The organism is Micromonospora sp. NPDC049799, assembly GCF_040656655.1.
Lineage (GTDB): Bacteria > Actinomycetota > Actinomycetes > Mycobacteriales > Micromonosporaceae > Micromonospora.
This window is the reverse complement of sequence record NZ_JBFAMU010000550.1, coordinates 1-3,087: the sequence shown is the minus strand read 5'-3', so window position 1 is coordinate 3,087 and position 3,087 is coordinate 1. Positions and strand designations below refer to the sequence as shown.

Annotated in this window: 4 protein-coding genes; 1 reads left to right on the top strand and 3 read right to left on the bottom strand. The window is 66.2% G+C overall.

Annotated features, from left to right (window positions below; translation table 11 throughout):
* Window positions 1-183 (bottom strand): hypothetical protein (locus AB0I76_RS26145; protein ID WP_357040654.1); only part of this gene is annotated, 183 nt, incomplete at its 3' end.
* A gap of 747 nt (window positions 184-930) precedes the next feature.
* On the opposite strand from AB0I76_RS26145, the gene AB0I76_RS26140 reads away from it, so the two are divergent.
* A complete protein-coding gene (locus AB0I76_RS26140) occupies window positions 931-1,338 on the top strand; it encodes a hypothetical protein (protein WP_357040650.1) in 408 nt (135 codons plus the stop codon).
* 42 nt (window positions 1,339-1,380) lie between these two features.
* Here the strand turns inward: AB0I76_RS26140 and AB0I76_RS26135 are convergent, their stop codons facing one another.
* Both AB0I76_RS26135 and AB0I76_RS26130 read right to left on the bottom strand, forming a co-directional pair.
* Window positions 1,381-1,632 carry a hypothetical protein gene (locus tag AB0I76_RS26135; protein ID WP_357040647.1) on the bottom strand — a complete coding sequence of 84 codons (252 nt, stop codon included), beginning with the start codon at window positions 1,630-1,632 and terminating at the stop codon, window positions 1,381-1,383.
* Between the two features lie 323 nt (window positions 1,633-1,955).
* Window positions 1,956-3,087 (bottom strand): XRE family transcriptional regulator (locus AB0I76_RS26130; RefSeq protein ID WP_357040644.1); only part of this gene is annotated, 1,132 nt, incomplete at its 5' end.

The following is a 3,087-nucleotide window of genomic DNA, read 5'->3' as shown; positions in this document are numbered from 1 at the left end:
GATGAGGTACTTGGAGCCGTGCTTCACGGCGATTGGAAGCTCAGCGGGGTTCGATTGTCCAGTCTGGGCCATATCTCGGGCCAGGCTGATAAGTGCCTCTGCACCCTCTTCCAACAGCCGGTTGATCGCCTCGCGGTCACTGGAAGTGCCATCGGGGAGCCGCGGGTTCTCGGGGTCGAGCATGACCTGCGACGGTCGCAACCTCATGTAAGACACAGGCGGCTCCTCGTGATGTTTCTGTGGACCCTATCGTGATCACGCGCCACACGTCCAAGGCGGCCCGTCCAGCACTTTCGGTGCAAATCGGTAATAAGTCCACGGATCCTTGTCAGTTTCCAGACACAACAGGCCTCACCTGGTCATCTATCCATCCCGTCTGCCCTCGGCCCGCCCTTCAGGGGAGCGGGCCGCCGCCCGGCCCGCCATGTCAAGCGGACCTTGACGGCTGGTTCGGGCGCTGGCGGGCCGGGCGGTGGTCTGCTCGGCTCGTCCCGGGTCGAGGGCAGATGGGATGGCTTACCGCAACCACCCACGGACCGCGACCGGCCGACGGACACCCCGCCATCCTGGAGCCGGAGCGCCCCCGCCGGAGGCGCAGTGACCGCAACCCCGCGAGCACCGGCAGCTCCCGACGCGGCCGGCGTGCGCTCCCCTACGCCGCGCGGGCTCTTGGCCGCGTGGCCCGGCCGGCTGCCGGCCCATCACCTCACGGTCGACGGCCTGTCGTTCTGCGGCGGCCCCTTGGGCTTCTCGCTTCCGCGCCAGCCGCCGGGCGTGTTGCGTGGCCGGAGTCGGAGCGCCAGCGGAGCGACGGACGCGCGCCCAGGCGGCGGCGCGTGCGGCCCGTTCAGGGCCGCCTTGAAGACGTACAGAAACTTTGAACCGATCGGCCGGCAGCCGCCGGCGACTCGCTGCTGGGACCATAGATGGGTGGACGAGCCGGTGACGAGCACGGCCGGTGGCCCTGTCGCGCATGAGGACGCTTTCCAGCGGAAGGTCGTGTCGCTCCGCGCTGCTCTGCGGCGATCGGCCATGGGCCTGGCCTTTGGGGCTCTTTTTGTTCTGGCCACCTCATGGTTCGACTCGGACGGGATAGGCGCCTTGTTGGGTGCGCTGATCTTCCTGCATCAAGAGGAAGATCGGTGGTCCTGGTGGGCTCTTGCGGCAGCGCTACTGATGGCGGTACCTGCGGCCCTCATCGCGGCGTGGATGTTCGAGGGATCGTTGGGGCAGCCTTGGGACGGCTTCCTTGGCTCCGTACTGGCTGCCTTACCCGCAAGCGTCGCCTACGCCGCCGTCACACAAATGCAGCCCGAGGTGCAGAGCCCGAACGTCTGACAGAGAGCGTCCCCGCCGCCAGCGGCCGACGGCTTACCCGCCTCAGCTCGGTGGCTGCGTGACCACCTCGCCAGCCCGCTCCCGCCACTGCCCACCGTCGGCTTGGACGAGACGCCGCACCATCTGCCGAGCTTCGTCCTCGTTGTCGAACTCCCACCGGAGGACTTTGCCTGTCTCGGAGTCTCCGGCCCGGGCCACGACGTGCCACCGCACCTCACGCGCGAGCCACACATCACGCCGCGTCAGCCGCCCCCAGGTGCCGTTCCACCAGCGAGCGACCAGCTCCTTTGCCACCAGATGATCGTACACACGTTCGACTGCCGCGCGTGGGAGGTGCCATAAGAGGTAGGAATGCCAGAATGATGAGCGTGGGATCTGGCCCAGACACAACCGCGGAGTGGTGGACGACCTCCGACGTAGCTGCGTACCTCGGAGTCAAGGTGGCGACTGTCTCCAACTACCGCAAGCGGAGCCAGATGCCAGAGCCCGATGCGACGGTCGGACGCACCCACATGTGGCGCCCGAGCCGGATCGTGTCCTGGCACGAAAGCCGACCGCGACCGGGCGTCGGCGGTCGCCCCAGCCCTCGTCAACACAGGTGAGAGCGGATCTCGGCGTCAACTCGCGCTGAGGGTCCGAACCTCGTCCAGGTACGAGAGCGCCTGTGGGTCGTTCGGGTACCGCTCCCGCAGAAGCGTCGCCAGCTCCTTGGAGCACATCAAGAGAGACGGCAACGACTTGCGGTCACCTACAAGCGCCTGCCGTCCGTGAGCGACTGCCCGCTCAAGGTCGCCGGCCCGAGCGGCTGCGACGCCGAGCGTGACCCGCGCTTCGGCAATTCGCATCGGCTTCCGCTCGGTCCCGTCATGGTCGGTCGACGAGTGGATGACCTGCTCGGCGTACATCTCCGCTAGGCGATCCTCACCTGCCAGCCGGTAGCAGTCCATCGCGTAGAAGTCGAACTTCGCTGGGTCCACGACGAAGTGGTGATCGGTGTTCTCGGGGTATGGCAGCGATTCAAGTAGCGTCCGGCCCTTGTCTAGAGCCATCTCGACCTGTCGTCTGTCACCAAGTCGCGCCCACGCCTTGGCGCGCTGGCCGGCGAGCTGCACAGCGGCACTACTGCCGGCTGCGATTGATTCGCCCGCCTCGGCGGCTGCAATGACACCTCGGTAGTCACCTTGGGTCAGCGCATACCAGGCCCGCATCTCGTACGCCCATCCGGATACTGCGCTGTTTCCTGCTTCCTCCCCGAGCGTCAACGCGGCCTTGCGGGTTCCCTCGGCGATACGTCGTAGTCCCATGTCGTACTCAACACAGCCGACGAGCAATGCGACCCATCCCGCCAAGGTCAGTACCTCTTGGTGCTGGGCGAGAGTCAGCCGGCGATCCATCAGAGCAGTGATCCGACGCAACCACGCTCGACCTTCGACTCGGAGCTGGTCGGAGGACATGTACGGGTACTCGCTGCAAAGACGATCGGCTGTAATTCGGAGTGCTTCCAAGGTGGCATTGGAGACGTCCGAGGTTCGCAGCCGAGCAAGGATCTCGACGGTCTCCATTCCTGTGCCAGCGATCAGCTCGGCGTCAGCGTCATGGGGAACCGTGGGTGGGAAGAAGGCGGCCGTGACAGTCCCGAACGTCTTCGCAATCAACGCCTTGTAGAAGCCGTCAGGCTCCGAGCTGCCAGACTCCCATCTCTTCCAGTTCCGTAGGAGCGTGCTGTCAGCGGGTAGCTGCTCGGCCGCA